The organism is uncultured Gemella sp. (genome assembly GCF_963529685.1).
Classification (GTDB): domain Bacteria; phylum Bacillota; class Bacilli; order Staphylococcales; family Gemellaceae; genus Gemella.
Genome location: NZ_CAUSAI010000021.1, coordinates 1 through 22190, shown reverse-complemented (window position 1 = coordinate 22190; position 22190 = coordinate 1). Strand labels below are relative to the sequence as shown.

Annotated in this window: 19 protein-coding genes; 2 read left to right on the top strand and 17 right to left on the bottom strand. The window is 32.6% G+C overall.

Annotated features, from left to right (window positions below):
* Positions 1–60: 60 nt before the first annotated feature.
* The 16 genes from RWS90_RS04570 to gnd all read right to left on the bottom strand — a co-directional run bounded on the left by RWS90_RS04570 (position 61) and on the right by gnd (position 16801).
* Positions 61–357, bottom strand: coding sequence for a hypothetical protein (locus RWS90_RS04570; RefSeq protein ID WP_314549052.1), 297 nt, complete (start codon positions 355–357; stop codon positions 61–63).
* The gene (locus tag RWS90_RS04565; protein WP_314549051.1) at positions 357–1049 is read right to left on the bottom strand and encodes an N-acetylmannosamine-6-phosphate 2-epimerase; all 693 of its coding nucleotides are present in this window, start codon (positions 1047–1049) and stop codon (positions 357–359) included. Before RWS90_RS04565 ends, RWS90_RS04570 begins: the two co-directional genes overlap by 1 nt.
* A gap of 4 nt (positions 1050–1053) precedes the next feature.
* Positions 1054–1881 (bottom strand): carbohydrate ABC transporter permease, encoded by an 828-nt coding sequence (locus RWS90_RS04560; RefSeq protein ID WP_048803388.1) that lies wholly within the window; start codon positions 1879–1881, stop codon positions 1054–1056.
* An 11-nt stretch (positions 1882–1892) separates the two neighbouring features.
* Positions 1893–2798: a sugar ABC transporter permease gene (locus RWS90_RS04555; protein ID WP_314549049.1), complete on the bottom strand. Its 906-nt coding sequence runs from the start codon at positions 2796–2798 to the stop codon at positions 1893–1895.
* Positions 2799–2871: 73 nt separating this feature from the next.
* Positions 2872–4173: an extracellular solute-binding protein gene (locus RWS90_RS04550; protein ID WP_314549047.1), complete on the bottom strand. Its 1302-nt coding sequence runs from the start codon at positions 4171–4173 to the stop codon at positions 2872–2874.
* 55 nt (positions 4174–4228) lie between these two features.
* The gene (locus RWS90_RS04545) at positions 4229–5332 is read right to left on the bottom strand and encodes a sn-glycerol-3-phosphate ABC transporter ATP-binding protein UgpC (RefSeq protein WP_314549044.1); all 1104 of its coding nucleotides are present in this window, start codon (positions 5330–5332) and stop codon (positions 4229–4231) included.
* Positions 5333–5878: 546 nt separating this feature from the next.
* Entirely contained in the window at positions 5879–7195 is a 1317-nt protein-coding gene (gene eno, locus RWS90_RS04540; protein ID WP_314549043.1) for a phosphopyruvate hydratase, read from the bottom strand.
* Between the two features lie 65 nt (positions 7196–7260).
* Entirely contained in the window at positions 7261–8025 is a 765-nt protein-coding gene (gene tpiA, locus RWS90_RS04535) for a triose-phosphate isomerase (protein ID WP_314549041.1), read from the bottom strand.
* A 27-nt stretch (positions 8026–8052) separates the two neighbouring features.
* Positions 8053–9249, bottom strand: coding sequence for a phosphoglycerate kinase (locus RWS90_RS04530; RefSeq protein ID WP_314549039.1), 1197 nt, complete (start codon positions 9247–9249; stop codon positions 8053–8055).
* 96 nt (positions 9250–9345) lie between these two features.
* A complete protein-coding gene (gene gap / locus RWS90_RS04525) occupies positions 9346–10353 on the bottom strand; it encodes a type I glyceraldehyde-3-phosphate dehydrogenase (protein WP_314549036.1) in 1008 nt (335 codons plus the stop codon).
* 12 nt (positions 10354–10365) lie between these two features.
* Positions 10366–11412 (bottom strand): sugar-binding domain-containing protein, encoded by a 1047-nt coding sequence (locus RWS90_RS04520; protein WP_314549033.1) that lies wholly within the window; start codon positions 11410–11412, stop codon positions 10366–10368.
* A 171-nt stretch (positions 11413–11583) separates the two neighbouring features.
* The gene (locus RWS90_RS04515) at positions 11584–12210 is read right to left on the bottom strand and encodes an exonuclease SbcC (RefSeq protein ID WP_314549031.1); all 627 of its coding nucleotides are present in this window, start codon (positions 12208–12210) and stop codon (positions 11584–11586) included.
* Positions 12211–12307: 97 nt separating this feature from the next.
* Complete coding sequence (locus tag RWS90_RS04510; protein WP_314549029.1) at positions 12308–13270, bottom strand: asparaginase; 963 nt, start codon at positions 13268–13270, stop codon at positions 12308–12310.
* A 16-nt stretch (positions 13271–13286) separates the two neighbouring features.
* Positions 13287–13862, bottom strand: coding sequence for a carbonic anhydrase (locus RWS90_RS04505; RefSeq protein WP_314549028.1), 576 nt, complete (start codon positions 13860–13862; stop codon positions 13287–13289).
* Between the two features lie 163 nt (positions 13863–14025).
* On the bottom strand, positions 14026–15417 hold the full coding sequence (gene zwf / locus RWS90_RS04500; protein ID WP_314549025.1) for a glucose-6-phosphate dehydrogenase: 1392 nt from the start codon (positions 15415–15417) through the stop codon (positions 14026–14028).
* Positions 15389–16801, bottom strand: a complete 1413-nt coding sequence (gnd, locus tag RWS90_RS04495) for a decarboxylating NADP(+)-dependent phosphogluconate dehydrogenase (protein WP_314549022.1) — start codon at positions 16799–16801, stop codon at positions 15389–15391. The genes zwf and gnd overlap by 29 nt, the downstream gene beginning before the upstream one ends.
* A gap of 447 nt (positions 16802–17248) precedes the next feature.
* On the opposite strand from gnd, the gene aldA reads away from it, so the two are divergent.
* Positions 17249–18700 carry an aldehyde dehydrogenase gene (gene aldA / locus RWS90_RS04490; protein ID WP_314549020.1) on the top strand — a complete coding sequence of 484 codons (1452 nt, stop codon included), beginning with the start codon at positions 17249–17251 and terminating at the stop codon, positions 18698–18700.
* Positions 18701–18817: 117 nt separating this feature from the next.
* Here aldA and RWS90_RS04485 read toward each other — a convergent pair whose 3' ends face one another.
* On the bottom strand, positions 18818–19531 hold the full coding sequence (locus tag RWS90_RS04485; RefSeq protein WP_314549018.1) for a hypothetical protein: 714 nt from the start codon (positions 19529–19531) through the stop codon (positions 18818–18820).
* Between the two features lie 814 nt (positions 19532–20345).
* Between RWS90_RS04485 and RWS90_RS04480 the strand changes: the two genes are divergently transcribed.
* Entirely contained in the window at positions 20346–22124 is a 1779-nt protein-coding gene (locus RWS90_RS04480) for an IS1182 family transposase (protein WP_314549016.1), read from the top strand.
* Positions 22125–22190: the final 66 nt, after the last annotated feature.

The window sequence follows — 22190 nt, the reverse complement described above, 5'->3', positions numbered from 1 at the left end:
ATTAATCAGTCTAAAATTGAGAACATATTTCTCAACTTCAAACTAATCAATAGCTTCATTTTAATTTTTTAACTTTAATCTAATTTTTCTAATCGTGAAAATCAGTAAATTCATGATAATGCTTGAAAAGACTATCGGCATATACACGTTTAGCACTGATGCTCCTACTTCTTGACCTTCTATTAATTTATAATATATTCCTATGAACAACACTATTAATGCAAGTGCATTTATTAATAGTGGTGACAGCCATAGTTTTTTAAATGCTATATTTAATATATGTGTAATAAACCACGACCCTAGTATATACCATTTACTATAGGTATACCAATATGCCAATAAAACTATTATACTCATTATCTCAACTCACTTAAAAATCTTGTCGCAATTTCTTGCGGTCTAGTTATTGCTCCACCTACAACTATGCAATATGCACCTGCTTCAAAGGCTTGCTTTGCTTGTTGTGGAGTATGAATTTTACCTTCCGCGATAACCGGAACTTTTACATTTTCTACGATTTCTTTGACTAAACCAGGATTGAATTGTTTTGAATCTTCTGTGTATGGAGTATATCCATTCATTGTTGTTCCTACAAAATCAACTCCTGCTTTTTCAGCCTCTATCGCCTCTTCTAAAGTAGAAATATCTGCCATTAATAAGATATTCGGATATTTTTCTTTAATTTCTTTTACGAATTCGCTTGGAGTTTTACCGTCTCCACGTTCTCTATTCGTACAATCCAAAGCGATTATATCAGAATTAGCTTCAACTAATTTATCAACTTCATCCATTGTAGCTGTTATATACGAAGCATATCCATCATATGATTTTTTTATTATACCAATTACAGGTAAGTTAGTTTGTTCTTTGATTTGTTTAATATCAACAACACCTTGTGCTCTAATAGCTTTCACACCAGCATTTTTTACTGCCTGAGCCATAAGGCACATTACTCCACCTTCTTCTTTATATAGAGCTTCACCAGGTAGAGCTTGGCAAGATACTATCATTTCTCCTTTTAAATACTCTAATAATTGTTTTTTATCCATAATATTATCCTTTCACGGCTCCTAAAGTAACACCTTGAGTAAAGTAATTTTGGAAACAAATGAACACGATAATCATTGGTAGTGATGCTAATGATGCCCCTGCCATCAATAGTCCATAGTCATTAGAGAACTCTTGTCCTTGTGCTAGTGCAGCTAACCCTAAAGGTAATGTAGACATATCTGGTGTATTAGAGAAGATTAATTGTGAGAAGTAATCATTCCAGCTAGCGATGAATGTAAAGATCGCTAATGCTCCGATACCAGGTTTAATGATTGGTAACGCGATATTCATGAATGTTCTAATTTCACCACAACCATCAATTCTTGCTGATTCAAGTAATTCACCTGGAATTGCTTGTGAGAATTGTCTCATTAAGAATACCCCAAAAGGCCAACCTACTGCTGGTAAAATTAACGCATAGTATGTATTCATTAAGTTAAATTCAGTGATTAAGTTTAATAATGGTATTAAAATTACTTGTTTTGGTAATGCCATTGCTGCTACAAACACCATGAAAATCACTTTAACACCTGGGAAGTTTTTCTTAGCTAATGCATACCCTGCTAATGCTGATGTTGCACAAACTAAGAATGTTGTCATTACTGAGATAAATACTGAGTTAAAGAACCATCTTAAAGTATTAGATGTAAATAACTTCTCATAGTTTTCCAAAGTTGGAGTTGATGGCCACCATTCTGGTGGGATTGTTATTGCTACATCTTGCAATTTAAATGATCCTGATGCAATCCAATAAAATGGGAAAATAAAGAATATAGTTAACCCAAGTAATATTATCATTGATACTATTTTAAAAATACTTATATTTTTCATTCTAAATCCTCCTAATCATTATCGCTAGATAGGAACTTGAATTGTAAGATTGAAATTATTCCAATAATTACAGCAAGGATAATACCCATCGCACTAGCTACACCATGATTTCCGTTTTTAATTGCTGCTTCATAAACTAGATACATAATTGTACTTGTTCCATAGTTTGGTCCCCCAGCAGTTAATAACTGGATTAGAGCGAAAATTTGGAACGAGTTAATTGTTGTTACAACAACGATATATAATGTTGTTGGTTTAATCAGCGGCCAAGTAATTTTAGTAAATACTTGCCATTTTGTTGCTCCATCAATTTCTGAAGCTTCTAATAATTCTTTTGGAACGTTACCTAAAGCAGCAACATAAAGAATTATCGGTTGACCTAATGAAGTAGTAATCAGAATCGTAATAATAGCATATAATGCTGTTTTCGGATTTCCTAACCAGTCAACATTTTCACTAATTAAGTGCATTGACTTAAATACATAGTTTAAAATTCCATATTCTGGGTGGTAAATCCAAGCCCAAACTACTGTAACAGATACTACAGAAGAAATTGCTGGAATGTAGAATACTCCACGGAAGAATGATCTTACAACCGCACTCTTATTATAGATTGTTACTGCAACGAATATTGATACTAATACAACTATAGGTACTGCAACAACAGTTACGATAACTGTATTAATAAGAGATTTCATAAATGGTTCGTGGATTGTTGCTCCATTTCCACTGAACATTAAATCAGAATAGTGTTTTAATCCAACAAATACTGGATTTTTCTTAGCAAAACTATATAATGATAACTGAAGTCCACGTAACATTGGGACTAATACGAATGTTATGAAAAATAAACTAACTGGCAAAATAAACAGATATGCACTAAAGTCTATTTTTTTTCTTTTCTTAGTAGTTTTCATAGAACCTCCTAAAAAGTTTATTTTTTATCTGAAAGAGGGATAGAAGCAACTCTATCCCCCTTCATACGTCAAATTACAATGCTTCTTTTATTGTTTTATTTGCATCTTCTACAAATTTATCTAATCCTTCTTTAGGTGTAGTTTTTCCGTTTAGAACACCTTGAACCATGTTGAACCATAGAGGTCTCATTTTCGCGAAACCTGGGATAGTATTGTAGTAAGTAGCATATTGTCCAGTTAATCCTTCAGCAAATTTAAGTTCTTCTGAATCATATAATCCAGTTTCACCTTTTTTAGCTGAGAAGTTACCAGATGCTAGTAGAGTACGTTTACCCCAATCTTTATCGTTTACCATGAAGTCAACGAATTTTTTAGCTGCTACTGCTTTATCTTTGTCTCCGTTATCAAAGATAGCTGGTCCTGCTACTAAGTAGTCATATTTAGCTTTTCCACCATTGTTAGGGAATGGTAAGAATTTGTAGTTAAATCCTGATGCGTGTGATGCTGCGATACCAGGTGAGAATAAGATTGTAGTTGCTGCACGACCTGATTTGAATGCTTCAAGAGCGTCTTTAGCTTCTAAAGCTACCCCTTGTCCTAATAAACCTTCATCGTATGCTTTTTTAACCCACTCTAATCCTTTAACACCGTTAGCGTCGTTGATTGTATATTTACTGTTTGCATCATCTGTAATCCAAGAGTTGTATAAGTTTGCTACAAACGCTCTTGGTCCTTGGTCTCCAGCTTGAGATTTAGTGTAGAATAAAGCTGGAGTTATGCTTGAATCTTTTTGTTTAACTGCTTTTAAGAATTTTTCATATTCTTCAACAGTCCAACTTCTATCTTGTTTGTTTAATGGTAGTAAATCAGTTACTCCTAATTTATCAGTTAAGTCTTTATTAACACCCATTAAGAATGGTGCTACCCCTTGTGGATATAGGTATAATTTATCTTTGTAACTAGATGCTTTAACTGCTGCATCACTTAATTTTGATTTATCTACATCATCTAGTGGTACTAATAAATCTTTAGCAGCCCAAGCGATTACACGTCCTGGCGCATCGTAGATTACGTCTGGAGCTGTTTTTGATTGAATTGCAGTTTCAACTTTAGCAGGTCCATCTGTGAATTCAATTTTTTGATAATTCACTTTAATGTTTGGATTTTTCGCTTCAAAAGCTTTGATTAACGCTGCATCGAAATCCTCAGTTTTTTTGAATTCTTTATCTTTTGTAAATTGTGGGAAATCCCAATAAGTAATTTCTACTTTCTTGTTAGGATCAGCTTGTTTTTCTTCTTTTTTGCCACCCACACATCCTGTTAAAATAAGTGCTGTAGTAGTTGCTACAGTAAGTAGTTTATTTATTTTTCTCATAATATGAGCCTCCTTATTTTTTTGTATTTTTTTAAATTTTGACGTCTTATTTAATTTATTCTAAGATACTAAGTTCTGTATCTACATCGAAGAAGTGAGCTCTGTTCATATCTAATGCGAATGTTAATTCATCACCCATTTTAATATTTTGTCTTGAATGCACAATCGCTTTGATACTTTCACCATTTAAATCAGTGTGAACAATATACTCAGAACCTAATAATTCAGCTACGATTACTTTTGAAGTAATTTTTGCATGTGAATAAGTTTCTAATACTAATGGATCATTTGAAATGTTTTCAGGTCTAATTCCTAAAACAACTTCTTTACCTTCGTATCCTAATTCTTTAAGTTTTTCATAGTATCCAACAGGAATTTCTATTTTTCCTCCACCTTTAGTAACAAAGTTACCTTCTGCAACTTTACCTCTCATGAAGTTCATTGTTGGTGCTCCGATAAATCCAGCTACAAATAGATTTTCTGGATGATCGTAGATATCTTTAGGACTACCTACTTGTTGTACTATACCTTTTTTCATTACCACTATTCTATCTGCCATTGTCATAGCTTCAGTTTGGTCATGCGTTACATAAATAGTAGTTGCTCCTAGAGTGTTGTGGATTTTAATAATCTCAGCTCTCATGTTACTTCTTAATTTAGCATCTAAGTTAGATAGCGGTTCATCCATTAAGAATACTTTAGGGCTTCTTACTATAGCACGTCCTAATGCAACCCTTTGTCTTTGACCACCAGAAAGTGCTTTAGGTTTTCTATCTAGAAGTTCTTCTAATCCTAAAATTTTTGCAGCTTCTTCAACTTTCTCCTTGATTTCTTCTTTTGGAACTTTTCTTAGTTTTAAAGCGAAAGCCATGTTGTCGAATACTGTCATGTGAGGATATAAAGCATAACTTTGGAATACCATTGCGATATCTCTATCTTTAGGTTCAACATCGTTAACTAGTCTGTCACCAATGTAGAATTCTCCTTCTGTTATGTCTTCTAAACCTGCAATCATTCTAAGAGTAGTAGATTTACCACATCCAGATGGGCCTACGAATACCACGAATTCCTTATCTGCTACTTCTAAATTAAAATCTGTTACTGCACAGAAGCCATTATCATATTTTTTATATATTTTTTTTAATGATAAACTTGCCATATTAACCTCCTACAAATTTATATATTTATCTTGTCACCAAAATAGTAACATATATGAAACCGTTTGTAAAGAGTTATTTTTAGATTATTTAATGTTGTAACTTTAATAAATCATCATTATTTTTTTATTTTATTTAAACATTAAACAAACTACATATATATAATTATCGTTAAGATATAGTAGAAACAAACATTTATTAAGTATTTTCGAACACGTTTGAAAGATGTAATTTAATAAATTTTATGTAGTATATACAGGGAAAATTTAATGTATTAACTTTTATTTATTGTGTTAAATTTAATCTAAGTATAGTTATTTACAAGTTTTCTAAACAAAATTAGCTTTCTCTAATATGTAAGAGTTTCCATTTGGTATATAAATGACTTTTTCTATATTGTTAGTTATCTATTATATAATATGTCTTCAACAACTTGTTTATACTTGTAAATATTTTTTTAAAAACAAAGATATATAATTATAATTTTTTAAAATAAAAAAAGATGAAAGTCGCAGACTTTCACCTTTTTTATTAAGTATATTTATTAATTAACGTTTGATGTTGTAGAATGCACGAACACCTGGGTATTCTGCTGTAGCATCTAATTCATCTTCAATACGTAATAATTGGTTATATTTAGCAATACGGTCTGTACGGCTAAGAGAACCTGTTTTAATTTGTCCTGCGTTAGTTGCAACTGCGATATCTGAGATTGTAGAATCTTCAGTTTCTCCTGAACGGTGAGAAATTACCGCTGTATAACGAGCACGTTTAGCCATTTCGATAGCATTTAGAGTTTCAGTTAAAGTTCCGATTTGGTTAACTTTAATTAGGATTGAGTTACCAACACCTTGTTCAATACCTTGAGATAATTTTTTAGTATTTGTTACGAATAAATCATCTCCTACTAATTGTACGCGATCACCGATACGGTCTGTAAGTAATTTCCATCCTTCCCAGTCGTTTTCATCCATACCATCTTCGATAGTGATGATTGGGTATTTGTTTACTAATTCTTCTAAGTAATCAACTTGTTGTTCTGAAGTACGAACTGCTCCACCTTCACCTTCGAATTTAGCGTAGTTGTATACTCCATTTTCGTAGAACTCAGATGACGCACAGTCGAATCCTAAGAATACATCTTTACCTGGTTCTAATCCAGCAGCTTTAATTGCAGAAAGAATAGTTTCAACAGCATCTTCAGTTCCTTCGAATGTTGGAGCAAATCCACCTTCGTCACCTACTGCAGTAGATAAACCACGGTTATGTAATAATTTAGCTAAGTTGTGGAATACTTCAGCTCCCCAACGTAAAGCTTCTTTGAATGTAGGTGCTCCTACTGGTAAAATCATGAACTCTTGGAATGCGATTGGAGCATCTGAGTGAGATCCACCGTTTACAATATTCATCATTGGAGTTGGTAATTCTTTAGAGTTAGTTCCTCCTAAGTATCTGTATAGAGGTACTCCTAATGCATCAGCTGCAGCATGTGCTACTGCTAAAGATACACCTAAGATTGCGTTAGCTCCTAGACGTCCTTTGTTTTCAGTTCCGTCTAATTCGATCATAGCGTAGTCAATTCCTACTTGATCAAATACGTCGAATTTACCTTCTAATAATGGTGCAATTTCTTCATTAACGTTAGTTACAGCTTTAGTTACACCTTTACCTAAGTAACGACCTTTGTCTCCATCACGTAATTCAACTGCTTCGTATTGTCCAGTTGATGCTCCTGATGGTACTAATGCACGTCCAAACGCTCCTGATTCAGTTGTTACTTCAACTTCTACAGTTGGGTTACCACGTGAATCTAAAACTTCTCTTGCATATACTTCTGCGATAATATCAAATGTTTTTGCTAACATTAACTTTCTCCTTATTATTTGATTTATAATTTTATTATACTACAATTTTTTATTTTTTGCTAAAATTAAGCTAATTTTCCACCTTCAAGAAGCGCTAAGAATGATTCTGCTTCTAGAGATGCTCCACCTACTAATGCTCCATCTACGTCTGGGCAAGATAGATATTCTTTTACGTTTTCAGGTTTAACTGATCCACCGTATTGAATACGAACTTTTTCAGATACTTCTTTTCCGTAAAGTCCTTCAACTACATCACGAACTGCTTTACACATTTTTTGAGCATCTTCTTTAGTAGCAGATTTACCAGTTCCTATAGCCCAGATTGGCTCATAAGCGATTACTGATGAAACTACTTGTTCAGCTGTTAAATCAGCTAAAGCTCCTTTTACTTGAGCTCCTACGAATTCTGCAGCTTTACCTGCTTCGTAAGTTTCAAGAGATTCTCCACAACAGATGATTGGAAGTAATCCATTTGCAAAAATTGCTTTTGCTTTTTTATTAATATCTTCATCTGTTTCGTGGAAATATTCACGGCGTTCTGAGTGACCGATTACTACATAGTTTACACCCATTTCAGATAATACTTTTGGTGAAGTTTCACCTGTGTATGCTCCTGAATTTTCAAAATAGCAGTTTTGAGCTGCAACTTTTAATCCAGTTCCTTCAGCTGCGCTAAGTAATACACTTAAATCAACAGCTGGAGCTGCAATACCTGCTTCAACTTTATCTGATGATGGTAATTTCCCAGCAAGAGCTTCAACAAAGGCTTTAGCTTCTTGTGGGTTTTTGTTCATTTTCCAGTTTCCTGCGATAAATGGTAATCTTGACATAATGTTACTCTCCTTGAGTTTTAAAAATTATTTATTTGATAATGAATCAATTCCTGGTAATACTTTTCCTTCTAGATATTCTAGAGAAGCTCCTCCACCTGTAGAAATGTGCGAGAATTTTTCTGCATATCCTAAAGAAATTGCTGCTGTCGCACTATCACCACCACCGATAATAGTAGTAGCTCCTTCTAAGTTAGCGATAGCTTCGCAAACTCCAATCGTACCTTTTGCGAAATTAGGCATCTCGAATACACCCATAGGTCCATTCCAGATTACTGTTCTTGCTCCTTCAAGAGTGTTCTTGAATAATTCAACAGTTTTCGGTCCGATATCTAATCCTTCTTCATCAGGTTGGATATCTCCTTGTGCTACACGGCTTGGTGCGTCATTAGAGAACTCTTTAGCGACTACATTATCGATTGGTAATACTAGTTTATCTCCAGCTTTTTCCATTAATTCGCGAGCGTAATCAATTTTATCATTTTCACAAAGTGACAAACCAATTTCTTTGCCTTGCGATTTCATGAAAGTATACGCCATACCTCCACCGATAATTACTTTATCAGCTTTATCTAATAAGTTTTCGATAACTGCAATTTTATCAGAAACTTTTGCTCCACCTAAGATTGCAACAAGTGGTCTTTCTGGATTATCGACTGCTCCACCGATAAATTTGATTTCTTTATCAACTAGGAATCCTGATGCAGAATTCCCTTCTCCAATATTAGATGCAATACCTACGTTTGAAGCATGTGCACGGTGAGCCGTACCGAATGCATCATTTACAAACACATCACCTAAAGAAGCCCAATATTTTGCAAGTTCAGGATCGTTTTTAGATTCTTTTTTACCATCTACATCTTCAAAACGAGTGTTTTCGAACATTAAGATTTCACCATCTTTTAATCCTTTAACCGCTTCTTCTAATTCAGCTCCGCGAGTTTCAGGTACAAATTTAACTTCTTTACCTAATAATTCTGATAATCTTACCGCTACAGGTGCCAGACTTTTTGACGCTTTATCAGCTTCTTCTTTAACACGTCCTAAATGTGAGAATGCTACAACTTTAGCTCCTTGATTTAGCGCATACTCAATAGTTGGTAATGCCGCAGTAATACGGTTATCGTTTGTAATTTCACCATCTTTTAATGGCACGTTGAAGTCAACACGCATTAAGACAGTTTTCCCTTGTAAGTTACCTAAGTCTTTGATAGATTTCTTCATGGAAAGCTCCTTTAATTTTATTTGGAATATATGAGACAAGATATAAGTCACATTCGACTTATATCTCATCTATTCTTCTATAATTTATATTTTAGATTATTTAATTAATCCTGCAAAGTATTTTAATGTTCTTACTAATTGAGAAGTGTAAGACATTTCGTTGTCATACCAAGATACAACTTTAACTAGTTGTTTGTCTCCAACTGTTAATACTTTTGTTTGAGTTGCATCAAATAATGATCCGTAAGAAATTCCTACGATGTCAGAAGATACGATTGGATCAACGTTGTATCCGAATGATTCGTTAGCAGCAGCTTCCATTGCAGCATTAACTTCTTCAGCTGTAACAGTTTTTTCAACTACAGCTACTAATTCTGTTAATGAACCAGTTGGTACTGGTACACGTTGTGCAGCTCCGTCTAATTTTCCGTTTAATTCTGGGATTACTAATCCGATAGCTTTAGCAGCACCAGTTGTGTTTGGTACAATGTTTTCAGCTGCAGCACGAGCACGACGTAAGTCTCCACCACGGTGAGGAGCGTCAAGTGTGTTTTGGTCTCCAGTGTATCCGTGGATTGTAGTCATTAATCCTTCAACTACTGTGAAGTTATCGTGTAAAGCTTTAGCCATTGGAGCTAAACAGTTAGTTGTACAAGATGCACCTGAGATAACTGTTTCTGTTCCGTCAAGAATTTCGTGGTTTACGTTGTAAACGATAGTTTTAACGTCGTTTCCACCTGGAGCTGAGATAACAACTTTTTTAGCTCCTGCTTGGATGTGAGCTTCTGCTTTTTCTTTAGAAGTGAAGAATCCAGTACATTCTAATACTACATCTACTCCTAATTCTCCCCATGGTAATTCAGTTGGATTAGCATTAGCAAACGCTTTGATTTCTTTACCATTTACTACTAAGCTTCCTTCTGAAGCAGATACTTCTCCGTCAAAACGACCTTGAGTTGTATCATATTTTAATAAGTGAACTAGTTGATTAACTGGTGTTAAGTCGTTAATCGCTACTACTTCAATTCCTTCTACGTTTTGGATTCTTCTTAATGCAAGACGTCCGATACGTCCAAATCCGTTAATTGCTACTTTTACTGACATTTTTTAGTCCTCCTAAAAATTATTATTAACTTTTTTTATTATTTTTTTGCAAATTGCCTCGTCAATAATCAGTGTTGCATTAGCTGGTTTTGTATTTAGATAACTAAATACTGCATCAGCTTTTTCCTCACCACCAACTATCGTAAAGACATTATCAATGCCATCAACATCTTTAAAACTCATACCTATAGTAGAGGTTTTAAATATTTCACTGCCGCTTTCATCAAAATAACTTCCAAATGATTCACTAACAGCATTTTTTTCTTCCAATACTTCCAAAATTTCTTTTGAAGATTTTCTTCTTTGTGCCATTTCAAAAGCATTTCCAATACTATGGATAATTATAGACGTTTTTTCTATAACATCAAGCGCATTTTTTACAACTGGTTCTTTTATAAGTTCTTCTAATGCCTTTTGTCCTATATTATCTGGTGCATGTAATAATTGATAATTATGACCAGAATTATTAGCCATCTTCGATGCAATATCGTTAGCTTGATATTCCGTATTAACGACAGATAGACCACCTCTTATTGGTGTTATAGTAACATCCTTTCCATAACCAAATGTTTCATTAGCTTTACCGGCTATGTAATACATTGTACTACCTCCGCTGACTCCAATTACGCATTCCTTAGTTATTTTAGCATTAACCTTATCCAAGAGTAGGCTTGTCATTTCTTCTCTAGTAGCTTCATTATTAACGAAGTCACCAGCTACAATATGAACTTGCTTTATTGAAAAATGATTTTTTATAAAACTTCTTTCTTTAGCGAAAGAATCATTTATAACTGACTCTTTTATCTCTAAAAGAAGAGTCTCTCCTTTTTCAGTAATACTCATTCCTGTAGAATTTTTTGTAATTAATCCTAACTTGGATAGAACTTCACATTCTGTTCGTAATTGCCTTTCAGTCATATTGATAAAATTTAATAATGATTTTCTTCCTACTGGTTGATTAATTTTAATTGTTACCAGAAGTTCATATCTATTACTAAATTTCATAAACATTTCAGGTACGAGTCTACTTTGCATATGTAACAAATGTAAAATATCCATCTTAAGTTTCCCCTATAAATATTAAAAGTTTATCGTTGGACTTTTTGTGTCCAGTCAGGTCAATTTGCGACCATCGGGTGTTAAAAAAATAAACTTTCTGATTAAAATTATAACAAAGGACTGAAAAAAAATCAAGTCTTTTTAGTTTTGTTTAATCAAAAAGTTCAATTATTATTTCAATATAGTTATTAATTCGATTAATATAATAAAGTAAAACACGAAAATCATCTCGTATTCTTTATAATCTATAGGTAAATTCGAAATGAATTGACTAGGGTAATTTACTTCGATATCTTTCTTCAGACTAACTACGTCTAAATTATCAAAATTGTATCTAACTAGTAAATTATTTAGTTCATCTTCGCCATAATAAAATATTTTTTTCACTTTTGAAAAGAATAATCCATCTGAGATTGTTAGATTCTCAATTACCGATAACACTGATAGTAAATCTCGTTTTTCATTTGTTGAATTTTCCGAAATAATAGTATATAACTTTTTCAATAAAAGCTTCGGTATTTTGTATTTAAGTTCTAATGATTCAAAATCTATTTCTTCAACAGTTCTCTGAATCTTTTTCACTTTTGTTGTTTTTTCTTTTAAAGATTTACCTTCATTTTTATCAACAAAAACAACTGCCTTAGAATCAATCTTTAATATTCTATTTTCATCAAACTCAAGTTTTCCATTTAAATTTTCTGATGTTTTTTCCTGATCTAACTTTTGATAAGGTCGCTTAAATTTATTATCCTCAATTAGATAAAATCCTTTATACGACTTGTGATATTTAAATTCCAACTTTACACCTCTTTCCTAATATAAATCATCTAATATACTACCATAATTACAAAAAATATTCAACTTTATATACATTTTAATGGGACTAAACACTATTTTAAAACAATTCTCTTAATCTCTCACGAGGAATAGCCGCCTCTAATAAAATCATTAATTTTATTCTAGCTTTTTGTCCACTCAAACCTGCTGTAAATATAACCCCATCTTGTTGAAATCTTTTACCCCCACCTTCATAATCATAAACATCTTGGGTAACTCCATTAAATGCACGCGATACAAAAACTACAGGCATATCATTTTTTATACATTTTCTAATAGCTGATACAGTTTTAGGTGGTAAATTCCCAGCTCCTAAAGCTTCAATAACCAATCCATCTGCTCCTAAATTAAGCACTGCATTTATAAGTTCATCTCCCATACCTGCATATGCTTTTAATAAATAAACCTTTTTCCCAACAGCATTTACATTGTAATGCTCTTCTCTTACTAATTTTTGAAAATAAATAACTTCATTTTTAGAGACTAATCCAATAGGTCCAAATGTCGGTGTTTGGAATGTTGCTACGTTAGTCGTGTGAGTCTTTGTTACATAAGTAGCTGTATGAACTTCATCATTCATAACTACTAATACCCCTTTATCACAGCTATCATCGCTAGTTGCAACCACTAAAGAACTCCTCAGATTAGCTAATCCATCAGCCCCTATTTCATTACTCGAACGCATAGCCCCTGTCACCACAACAGGTATATTAGTATCTAATGTTAACTCTAAAAAATAAGCCGTCTCTTCAAGCGTATCCGTTCCATGAGTTATGATAATCCCGTTATATCCTTCTTTTATCGCTTCTTCAATTCTATTTTTTATACCCAACATTTCTCTTTCTGTAATTTGAGGGGACGCAAGGTGGTAAAGATCCTCTACATACAAATCTCCTATATATGAAAATAAATTCCCGCCTATTCCTATTGGATTGCTATCAGTTGGAGAAACTTTTCCAGTCGTTTGATCCTCGCTCATAGAGATGGTTCCCCCAGTATTTAATATCAATATTTTTTTCAATTCAAATAACTCCTATCTATCTTCTTAGATTATCATAACCATTAACTACCAACTCTACTTTCCCATTACTTGGATCTATCACTAATCCATGAACAGGTACATCTTTTGGTATCAACGGATGTTTAGTTATCATATTTACATCGTGTCCGACACTTTCCTCTACATCATCAAATCCATGTAACCATGTATTTAAATCAAGACCAGAATATTGTAAAATATCTAAAGTTTCTTGCTCTATACCCCTGTCTTTCATTTTTTCCATGATTAAACTAGTATCAATATTTTGCATTCCACAATCATGATGCCCCATAACTATAATTTCATCAGCTTTCAGCATATATACTGCGATTATTAAACTCCTCATAATCGATCCAAATGGATGTGTCAAAATTGCCCCTGCATTTTTTACTACTTTAACGTCCCCCGAAGATAGATTCAAAGACTTTGTTGCAAGCTCAACCAGTCTTGTATCCATACAAGTAAACATTACTACCCTTTTAGCAGGATACTTATCTTCTGTTTTATATTTTTCATACTCTTCAAATTTTACAAAGTACTCATTGTATTCTAACATTGAATCTAACAGTCTCATTTTAACTCCTTATGAAAATCATTATTTATAATTTTACTTACATTTTCATTATACTATACTTAACGCTTAACGTAAACTTTCCTAACTAATAAACTGTTTAAAAATTCCTATATTCAAAAAAGATGTATCGCATGACTTTAAGTCATACAATACATCTTAATAATTATTTAACCCAATTTACTAACTCATCTGCCTCTTTTGGGCCTTTCGAACCTTGTTCATATGTGTATAACGGAGAACCTTGTTCTTCATATTTAGCTATTAACTTATTAACAAATGTCCAAGATTCTACTATTTGATTCCATTGCGAGAATAATGCTCTATCCTCTCTAAAGCAAGCATCAAGTAATCTTTCATAAGCTTCCGGTGTATTCATTATATTTTCTAATATACAGCTTTGACAGAAGTCTAATGAAATTGGTTGTAACTCTTGTTCTGTACCTGGTTTTTTAGCATTAAATTGGAAATACACACCTTCTTCAGGTTGAATTTTTATTATTAATACATTACCTGGAGAAGTTCCAACAGATTTGAACTGAACAACTACTTGAGTTTCTCGTTTTTCTAATTTTTTGCCAGTTCTTATAAAGAATGGTACGCCTTCCCATCGTTCATTATCTACAAATAATTTAAGAGCAGCGTATGTTTCTGTTTTAGAATCTGCAGGAATATTTTCCTCTTGAAGATATCCTTCATATTGTGCCATCACTAAACTACCATGAACATTCTCAATAGGTTTAAGTGCAGAAAGAAGATTATATTGACTCTCGTGAATACCACGGCTCCCTTCTTCTTTCGGTTCTTCCATAGCTACTAATGACAGAACTTGTAATAAATGGTTTTGAACCATATCTTTTAAAGCACCACTCTTATCATAGTAGCTAGCTCTAGTTCCAACACCAACCGTTTCCGCAGCAGTTATTTGAACATTTTCTACAAAATCTTTATTCCAAATACCTTTAAAAATAATATTTTCAAAGCGTAATGATAGAATATTTTGAATCATTTCTTTACCTAAATAATGGTCAATATGATAAATTTCCTCTTGATTGAAAAATTCGGCAAGTTTGTCATTTAATAACGCCGCATTTTCTAAATCCTCACCAAAAGGTTTCTCGATAATTACTTTCGCATTATTTACCGAACAATATTTCTTCAATCCATTTGTTATAGTTATGAAAAATGATGGTGCTACCGCATAATAGTAAACATGATTTTGAATGTCTTCTTTCATATAAAACTCTTGAAGCATTTCATAGTCATCTTCATTAGTCATATCCATTTTGAAATAGATAATTCTTTTAGCATATTCATCAAATTGTTCATCGTCAAACTTAGTACGAGCATATTCTTTCACCCATGTACGAGCAATATCAATGTAGTCTGATTGTGTATATGCTCTACGTCCAATTACAATAACTTTAAAATCTTCAGCTAATTTCCCTAATACAGTTAAGTTATATAATGCAGGTAACAGTTTTCTATATGTAAGATCTCCTGTCCCTCCAAAAAGTGTTATCGCTGTTTTATTTTCCATTGTTCCCAACCCAATCATAGTGATAGTTTCCTTCTTTATCTGTTCTTTCGAAAGTATGCGCTCCGAAATAATCACGTTGAGCTTGAATTAAGTTAGCACCACTATTGGCAGTAGTATAAATATCTAAATATGAAACTGCTGAAGTCATCGCACTAAGTGGTAATCTATTAGTAATCGCTAATGCGGCAACTTCTCGTAAACTATCTTGTCTTGTTTCAATCACTTCTTTGAAGAACGGATCAAAAATTAAGTTTTCTAATTTAGGATTATTTTGATATGCTTCGATAATATTTTGTAAAATTTTCGCTTGAATAATACATCCACCACGGAAAATTTTAGCAATTTGTGAATAATCAAATGTCCATTCATATTCTTTTTCAGCGGCTTGAAGAAGTTTAAATCCTTGTGCATAAGATACTATTTTCGAAATGAATAATGCATCTTTAACAATATTTTTTAATCTTTCTTTATCTTCTACAACAGCATATGGTTTGCGTGTGAATTCTTGTTCCGCACGAACACGCTCTTCTTTAAGATTTGACATATATCTTCCGTTTAAGGCAGCTGTAATAACTGATACATCAATTCCTAAGTCAATAGCTTGTTCATTAGTCCATTTACCAGTACCTTTTTGTTGAGATTTATCTAAGATTTTATCTACTAAGTAGCTTCCATCTTCTTCTTTAACTTTGAAGATGTTTGCTGTGATTTCGATTAAATAAGATTCTAATTCACCTTTATTCCACTCTTCAAAAGTCTCTTGTAATTCTTCATTAGAGAATCCACCTAGGTGTTTAAGTACTTTATATGCTTCTGAGATAAGTTGCATATCTCCATATTCGATACCATTGTGTACCATTTTCACATAGTGTCCAGCTCCTCCTGTAGAAGTGTAACTACAACATGGAACATCGTTAACTTTAGCAGCAATCGCCTCTAAGATTGGACGAATTTCTTCATAAGCTTTTTCGTCTCCACCAGGCATTAAGGCAGGACCAAATCTAGCTCCCTCTTCTCCTCCTGATACACCTACACCAAAGTAGTTAATTCCTTTTTCTAGCAATAAATCATATCTTCTTTGAGTATCTTTGAAGAATGAGTTTCCTCCATCAATAATGATATCACCTTGATCAAGAAGTGGTGTAAGTTGTTCAATTAGACTATCAACAGCAAATCCTGCTTTAACCATTAAAACAACTTTTCTAGGTTTTTCTAAACCATCAATTAACTCTTGTAGAGAATATCTACCAACTACATTACTATGTGGGTGCTCTTCTAGCATTTTATCAACAACACTTGTTGTTCTATTAAATACTGCAACTTTAAATCCATTATCCGCAATATTTAACGCCAAATTGCTTCCCATTACCGACAAACCGATAACTCCAATATTTTGTTTCATTAATGAACCTCCTAATATTTCTTAATTACGATTATACCACTAAAATATCTATTTGTGTAAATATTTTTACCTAAAAAAATTTTTTACTATATTTACTTTAATTACTTAATGCATTAAATTAAGAAATATAATATATATCTGTAATAAGTACAAAATTTTTTTCTATAAAACAACTATTACCACTTTTTTAAATGTATGCGTTTTAATTGCTATATTACAGTTAATTACGACGTTTATCTTTTAACGATTTTCTATAATTACTACTCCATATTAAAATTATATATACATAATTTTTTTAATAAAAATAGATACTAAGATGTTTAAATGTACAAATATGCATCAAAAAATATAAACAAACTACTTGATTTTAATTTTTTCATAATATATAATGTTAGAAAAGAAATGGTAACGTTTACTTAAAATAAAAAGATAAAGGAGAACTAAACTATGAGTGAAGTTAAAGTTTTGAAAAATTTTATTAATGGAGTGTTTGAAGAAAATTCAAATTATGACTATATTAACGTACTAAATCCTTCAACAGAAGAAGTAATCGCAAAAATCCCTTCATCTGGTGAAGACGTTGTAGATCGTGCGATAGATGTTGCTGAAGTTGCCCAACGCGACTGGGAAAAATTACCTGCAGTCCAAAGAGGTGCTTATCTTAGAAAAATTGCTGAGCGTATCCGTGAACGTGAACCTGAAATTACACAAACTATCGTTAATGAAGGTGGTAAAACATTTGATTTAGCAAAAGTAGAAGTACTATTTACGGCTGATTATTTAGATTACATGGCTGAGTGGGCTAGAAGATATGAAGGAGAAATTATCCAAAGTGATAGACAAGACGAACACATTTTCTTATTCAAACGCCCTCATGGAGTAACTACTGGTATCTTACCATGGAACTTCCCATTCTTCTTAATCGCTAGAAAAGCTGCTCCTGCTTTACTTACTGGTAATACAATCGTATTAAAACCAAGTCAACTAACACCAATTAACGCAGATATTTTTGCTGAGATTTGTATAGAAGTAGGACTTCCAAAAGGTATCCTTAACATAATCCACGGACGCGGATCAGTAGTTGGAAATAGATTGGCATCTAATCCTAAAGTTGGCCTAGTGAGCTTAACAGGAAGCTTAACAGCCGGACAAGAAGTTATGAGAGCCGCTGCTGAAAATATTACTAACGTTTCTCTAGAACTTGGTGGAAAAGCTCCAGCTATCGTATTCAAAGACGCTGACTTAAGTCTTGCTGCAAAAGCAATCGTAGCATCTCGTGTAATAAACTCTGGTCAAGTATGTAACTGTGCAGAAAGAGTATATGTTCACGAAGATGTTAAAGATGAGTTTGAAAAACTATTATTCGCAGAACTTGATAAAGTTAAATTCGGTGATCCTAACAAAGAAGGTGGTTTAGACTACGGTCCACTTATCGAAAAACGTGCTGTAGATGCAGTTGCTGAAAAAGTTGCTTACGCTGTGAAACAAGGGGCAACTCTATCATACGGTGGAACTCGTGATGAAAATCAAGTTGGATACTTCTTTGGACCAACTGTTTTAACAGATGTAACTAACGACATGAGAATCATGAAAGAGGAAACTTTCGGACCAGTAATTCCTGTTGCAACATTCAAAACTTTAGAAGAAGTATTAGAATATGCTAACGATTCTGAATACGGATTAACTTCATCAGTATACACTACTAACCTTAACACTGCATTCAAAGCGGTTAACGGTCTAAAATTCGGTGAAACATACATCAACCGTGAAAACTTTGAAGCAATGCAAGGATTCCACGCTGGACGTCGTAAATCTGGTATCGGTGGAGCAGACGGTAAACACGGATTAGAAGAATACTTAACTACTCAAGTTGTTTACATGCAATTAGATAACGAATAAAAAATAAAAACAGATTCTAGATTTCTAGAGTCTGTTTTTGCTATAAATAAGTCAAAACCAAAGAAAATGGATGTAATCCAAAATTAAGGATTACATCCATTTTTTATTTCAATATTATTAATTGAATAACCCAGGAATAATTGGTGTTGGCGTGTCAGAATTATCAGTTATAATTCCAGTCATGTCTCTTCCAGGTTTCTCTGGCGTTGGTTTTGGTTCTGGTTTTGGTTCTGGTTTTGGTTCCGGTTTTGGTTCCGGTTTTGGTTCTGGTTTTGGTTCCGGTGTTGGTTCTGGTATCGGCGTAACATCTCCTGGTTCTTTTCCTAAATCACCAATTCCTGGACGATCTCCTGGTGTTCCTGGATCTACTTTATCACCTGGTACTTCTGGTTTAACTTCTACTTTACCATCTTCAAATTTGTATGAAACTGTTGCTCTTACTAAGTGAGAGTTAACAGTTTTTGAGATTGTAACGTGATCAGCTACTACTGAAGTTTTTGGTAATGCTTTTGGCGCGAATCCTTTACCAACTTCACCTTCAACGTTGAAAGGTACTAATTTAGTTTCACCTTTTTTAAGATCTCCAACACTTACTGTGTATTGACCTTTTCCATCTACAGAAATTGTTACTTTTGCAGCAAGTACATCTTGAGTAGCTGTAACTTCTACAAAGTTCCCTTCTGCATTTTGTACAAATTTAGCTGCGACGTGTTTTGTTTGAGCTTGTTCTGCTGCGTGCGCTGTTGGCACATTAGTTTGAGCTGCAATTGGAGCTACTGCTAATCCTGCAACTACTGTAGCCGCTACTACTTTTTTAATGTTTTTGTTCATTATAAACTTCCTCCTATTTATTTATAAATACATAATTTTTATATTAAATTTCATATAGATAATAATACCATATATTAAATATCAATGCAATAATTTACTTGAGTTTTTAAATCTCTCTTATAATATTTTTAAAAATAAGTTGCAACAGAAACTTAACCAATTCACCTTTTTCCCTTTTATTATGCACTTTTCGTAACTCTTCACACATAAAATTGTAACTATATTAAGTATTCAATATATCTATTACTCGATAGTACTTATCAATTATTTGTACAAACTATATAATTTAACGAATTTCATATTTATGCATTAACCCCAAAATTATATTTTACTACAATCTTATAAATTTGACTCATCATCTTCGAATTTTTTTATTATTAATTTCAAAAAAAGATTGACAAGTTTTCAGATAAATGTTAATATTTTATCAACAATTAAAAAGGAGCTACTCAATAATGAAAAATATAATTCTAACTAGTATAAGAGAATACTTTTTTGTGCCATTTTAGCAGCACTTATATCTCACAGCATTGTAGATATAAGTGCAACGATGTCTACAATGGCTAGTTAAATTTGTTTTTCGGCCATTGGTAAAATACTAAATGGTCTTTGAGTATGATATTATATATTTTTTTCAAAAAAGGGCTGACCCAAAAGACCAGTAAAAAAAGGAGTATCGAGAAAAAAATTCGGTACTTCTTTTTAAAATTAATAAAAAAATCATCCCCATGATATAATAATAGTATAACCAAAAACCAAAAAATCAAAGGAGATGATATAAACGAGTAACAAAGTTACCTATAAAAATTATAACATGAATCAACTACAAATACCAATGGATATAACTGATTGGATAGAAGAAAATCACATGTCAAAACTAGTAAATCAAGTAGTAGAAGGAATAGATGAAAAAATACTAAGACAATCATATAAAGGTGGAGGCAGATGTTCATATCATCCAAAAATGATGTTGAAAATAATAATCTACGCATATATAAATAAAGTGACAAGTGGAAGAAAAATAGAAAAACTATGCAAAGAAAACCTTCCAATGATATGGTTAGCCGCAAGACAAACACCAGATTTTCGTACAATAAATAGATTTCGAGTAGAAAAAGAAGAAGTATTTAAAGCGATAGTACTAAGATTGATAGAAGCAGAACTTATAGACCCTAGTATATATTATCTAGATGGAACAAAAGTAGAAGCAAATGCAAATAAATACACATTTGTATGGAAAAAATCAACACAAAGATACAAAGAAAAAATAACAGAAAAAATAACGGAATTTCTAGAAGAAGCAAGCAACTTGAGTGAAGGAGAACTAAAACAAGAAGATACAGTGAAGGGATTATCAGATTTAAAAGAGTTATCACAAGAAATACTACAAGATATAGACAATCTAGGATCTAAAGAAATTGAGCAAATAGTAGAAGTATTAGAAGAAATAAAAGAAGAACAAGAAATACAAGAAATCCCCAGAAATAGAAAGCGAGTAATCAATAAGATAACAAAGAAAATAAAAGAAGACTATCTACCAAAACTGCAAAAATACGAAAATCAGCTAGAAATATTAAAAGATAGAAATAGTTATTCAAAAACAGATAAAGACGCAACTTTCATGAGAATGAAAGAAGACCATATGAAAAATGGGCAATTAAAAACAGGATACAATATACAAGTAGGCACACACAATCAATATGTATTAGGCTTTACAATACATCAAAATCCAACAGATGTAAGAACATTACAATCACATATAGAAAATATTAAAGAACAAGGAATAATAGAACCAAAAACAATAGTAGCTGATGCAGGATACGGAAGTGAAGAAAACTATATTTACTGCGAAGAAAATAATTATCAGGCACTAATACCATATAATATGATGAGAAAAGAACAGATGAAAAAATACAAAAAAGACATAAAAAACTCATCAAACTGGAAATATGATGTATTTAGTGATAGTTTCGTATGCGCAAATAATAGATATGTAGATTTTGAAAAATATATAAGTAGAACTGATAAATACGGATATAAAAGAGATTTCAAACAATACAAATGTGAAGAATGTAGTGATTGTCCAATAAAACACCTATGTACAAAAGCAAAAGGTAATAGAACAATACTATATAATCCAACGTATGAAGAGTTGAAAGTGAAACAAAAATATTTACTTTTAGAAAACGAAGAAACTAAAAACATATACTTAAAAAGAAAGATAGAAATCGAAAGTTTCTTCGGTAATTTAAAACAGAACTTGGTGTTCACAAGATTTTCCCTTCGAGGAATTGAAAATGTGAGGGTCGAATTTGCCCTGCACGCTATTTCCCATAATTTAATAAAATTAGCAAAACACCTGATAAGACAGGGAGGATTAGCTGATTTTATTGGGAAATATTTTTCATTTTTTAGAATTCCTATCAAAAATCATTCAAAAAGCCAAGAAAAGAATTTTTATCAATCTTTTCTTGGCTTTTCTTTATGCTTTTGGGTCAGCCCCTGTTTTTCATACTCTACCGAACATCGTTATATGGCTGTAGGCTCACACGATGGAACTAGAAGACTTAGCTCTTGGGGAAAATTCGATTAAAGTTATCTTCCTAATCTTGCGATTATAACTGATAACAAAAGAAGACCTTGGAACCTCGTAAGGTTT